Below are 3,104 nucleotides of genomic sequence, written 5' to 3'. Positions count from 1 at the left end.
CCGTTTTGTGTGGTTTTGCCAACTTTACGGGTACTTTCATCGGTCATTTAGGCATCCATCCGTCACCGATTACGCTGTTAGCGATCGGGGCCGGCGTTGCTTGGTATGCAGGTTATAAAGATATCCAACTCTCAGCTATGGCGATGCTGTGGCTGGAGGGGGTATCAGTGGCAGCGATTTTTATCTTGGGAATCATCATCTGGGCGCACAAAGGTTTTGCCCTGGATATGTCCCAATTAACTTTGGAAGGCGTAACTCCCGGCAGCATAGCGACGGGACTTGTATTAGTCATGTTTGGTTTCTCGGGTTTTGAAAGCGCTACATCTCTGGGCGACGAAGCGAAAAAACCCTTAAAAAATATCCCCAGGGCTGTCATGGGCAGTGCTGTCATGGCAGGCTTATTCTTCGTTCTGATGACCTATATTGAGGTTTTGGGTTTTAGCGGTACGGGAGTTTCTATTACTAATAGTGAAGAACCTCTGACTTTTCTAGCGCAACAAGTCGGGATGGGCTGGCTGGGAGAGTTAGTGGCTTTAGGCGCTTTATTTAGCTTTTTTGCTTGCGTCCTCGGCAGCATCAATCCAGCGGCGAGAGTGTTTTTTATGATGGCGCGCCACGGTTTGTTTCACTCTTCATTAGGTGTAGCGCATTCATCTAATAGAACTCCCCACGTTGCAGTAACGATGTGTACATTTATGACATTTTTGGTTCCTGCTGTGATGTCTATGTTTAACATCAAACTGTTCGATTGTATGGGTTATTTGGGGGCCATTTGCAGCTACGGATTTTTAACGGTATACATCTTGATTTCGATCGCAGCTCCGGTTTACCTGCACAAAATTCGTAAATTGCGCGTGCGAGATGTGCTATTCTCGGCGGTGGCGATCGCATTTATGATGATTCCGATTGCGGGCAGCGTGGGCATTCCAGGCAGCACTATGTTCCCAGTTCCCGAAGCTCCTTACGATGCGTTTCCTTACTTGTTCTTGATGTACTTGGTGGTTACTTGCGGGTGGTTTTTCTTGCAGCGGCGGCGCTATCCTGGACTTGTGGGTTCGATGGAGCAGGGTATTGACGCAATTCATGCCAAATTCGAGTCAGAAAATCCAATTTACGGCGGTGTTCGATTCAAAGCATTCCCCTTTGACAGTGATGGTTTTTGATTAGCAGTTACCTGTTCGCAGTCAGAACGAAGAGTTTTTAGCAACGGGCTTTTTACTGAGATATTGCAGGATTGTCAATAAGTATTTCAAGGGCGTTGCTGGGCTCAACAGCCCACAATAAAATTTAATTTTTGTGGAACGGGCATCTTGCCCGTTCCGAAGATACGATCCCAGCGAGTACAACGAAATAAAAAATCTGAGGAGACACAGAAATGAATGAATTACTAACAGCAATTTCTACGGGTATGACGGCTTTTACGGCTACAAACCTTGACGATATTCTGATTCTGCTGCTGTTTTTCTCGCAGGTGAATGCAGTATTTCGGCGCAGGCATATTGTCTTCGGTCAGTTTCTGGGCTTTACTGCACTGGTTTTTGCTAGCCTTCCGGGGTTTTTTGGCCGCTTAATCTTTCCGCCAGATTGGATCGGAATGCTGGGTTTGCTGCCAATTGCGATCGGGCTTAGCCGGTTGCTGAATCCAGAAACTGACGATTCGGAAGCTGAGGCAGAATTAGAGCAATCTGAGAAATCTTTTTTTAGCAGTTTTCTGTCTCCTCAAACTTACAGCGTAGCAGCGGTGACGGTGGCAAATGGGGGCGACAATATCGGGATATATGTGCCGCTTTTTGCTAGCAATACTTTAGAAAGTTTGGCGGTGATTCTCGCTGTATTCTTCGCGATGGTAGGCGTTTGGTGCTACGCTGCTTATCGGTTAATTCAGATGCGGGCGATCGCGGATACTTTGACTCGCTACGGCAATCAGCTTGTGCCTTTTGTTTTAATCGGATTGGGAATGGCGATTCTGGTTAAAAGCGGCACTCTGGCAAGCCCAACTTTAAGTATAATATCTTTACTGGGTTGCGCTTTCTGTTTGATAACTATTAGCAGAGGTAACGCCAGGGGAACAGAAGTCTAGAAAAATTGAAGGGACAGCACATGAATTGGATTGCAGCAGCGATTATTGCCGGGATTACATCTTTTGCCGCAACCAATATCGACGATATGGTGCTTTCGATGCTGTTCTTCGCCCAAGTAAATGATACTTTCCGCCCCCAGCATATCTTTGTGGGTAAGTACCTCGGATTTGCAGCACTCATCGCTGCTAGTTTGCCGGGTTTTTTTGGCGGTTTAATTGTGCCGAAAGCTTGGATTGGCTTGCTGGGTTTGGTTCCGATCGCGATCGGCATCAGTCACTTAGTCAACAGAGAAAATGAGGAAAATGACGTACAAGCGGTATCGGGCGAATTTAACCGTCAATCTAACTCATCTGCTGTGTCAAAATTAGCAAATCTTTTCAATCCCCAAACTTTGAATGTAGCTGCGGTAACAGTGGCCAACGGGGGAGACAACATCGGCATTTATTTGCCACTGTTTGCTAGCAGCGATTTGCCGAGCTTGGTGGTGATTTTGGCGGTTTTCTCGGTGATGGTAGGTGTTTGGTCTTATGCCGCTTACTGGTTAACTAGCCACAGGGCGATCGCCCCTATTTTGACTCGCTATACTCAGGCTGTTGTCCCTTTTGTATTAATTGGCTTGGGAATATTTATTCTGATTGAAAGCGGTACTTATCGCTTGCTCCCGCCCTTTCAATCTAACTAATAATCAGCCCAGTTTCCGCTATTTGCATCCCTCTATAGGTAGATAAATAGCCAGAGGTTATAAGTCCTAAGTCATCATTTTTACCTTAACAATTGTTTGCTTAAAAATAGCGCTAAATCGCTTGAAATATATCAAGAAATATGGTAAGTTAATAATGAAGTGAGCGATCGAGCTAAAAGCAGCTTCAAAGTAATTTAGCCTCAAGTATTCACGAAAGTTGAAACCATCTTTTGAGCTAGCCAATTGCCAGACTTAGGCAACAAGATACCTGTTGTCTCAATAAATCCTGTAGTGGTGAATCAAACCGAGCTAAAAACTTGAGGATGAATCCCTAAAATATC

At 45.4% G+C, this 3,104-nt stretch carries 3 protein-coding genes; all 3 read left to right on the top strand.

The annotated features are described in order from the left end of the window. Nucleotides 1–1,163: APC family permease (locus tag ACUVJL_RS25875; protein ID WP_445248459.1), on the top strand; the 1,163-nt coding region annotated here is incomplete at its 5' end. A 212-nt stretch (nt 1,164–1,375) separates the two neighbouring features. Next, the gene (locus tag ACUVJL_RS25870) at nt 1,376–2,080 is read left to right on the top strand and encodes a cadmium resistance transporter (RefSeq protein ID WP_445248458.1); all 705 of its coding nucleotides are present in this window, start codon (nt 1,376–1,378) and stop codon (nt 2,078–2,080) included. Between the two features lie 20 nt (nt 2,081–2,100). Beyond that, the gene (locus ACUVJL_RS25865) at nt 2,101–2,763 is read left to right on the top strand and encodes a cadmium resistance transporter (protein ID WP_445248457.1); all 663 of its coding nucleotides are present in this window, start codon (nt 2,101–2,103) and stop codon (nt 2,761–2,763) included. Nucleotides 2,764–3,104: the final 341 nt, after the last annotated feature.

This window comes from Microcoleus sp. OTE_8_concoct_300 (assembly GCF_031383065.1).
Lineage (GTDB): Bacteria > Cyanobacteriota > Cyanobacteriia > Cyanobacteriales > Microcoleaceae > Microcoleus.
Note: the sequence above shows the minus strand (reverse complement) of the source record. Positions and strands in the feature narration are given on the sequence as shown.

What these genes read in the sequence shown, in the direction of transcription:
- ACUVJL_RS25870 (WP_445248458.1), top strand. Translation starts at nt 1,376, where the DNA reads ATGAATGAATTACTAACAGCAATTTCTACGGGTATGACGGCTTTTACG.
- ACUVJL_RS25865 (WP_445248457.1), top strand. Translation starts at nt 2,101, where the DNA reads ATGAATTGGATTGCAGCAGCGATTATTGCCGGGATTACATCTTTTGCC.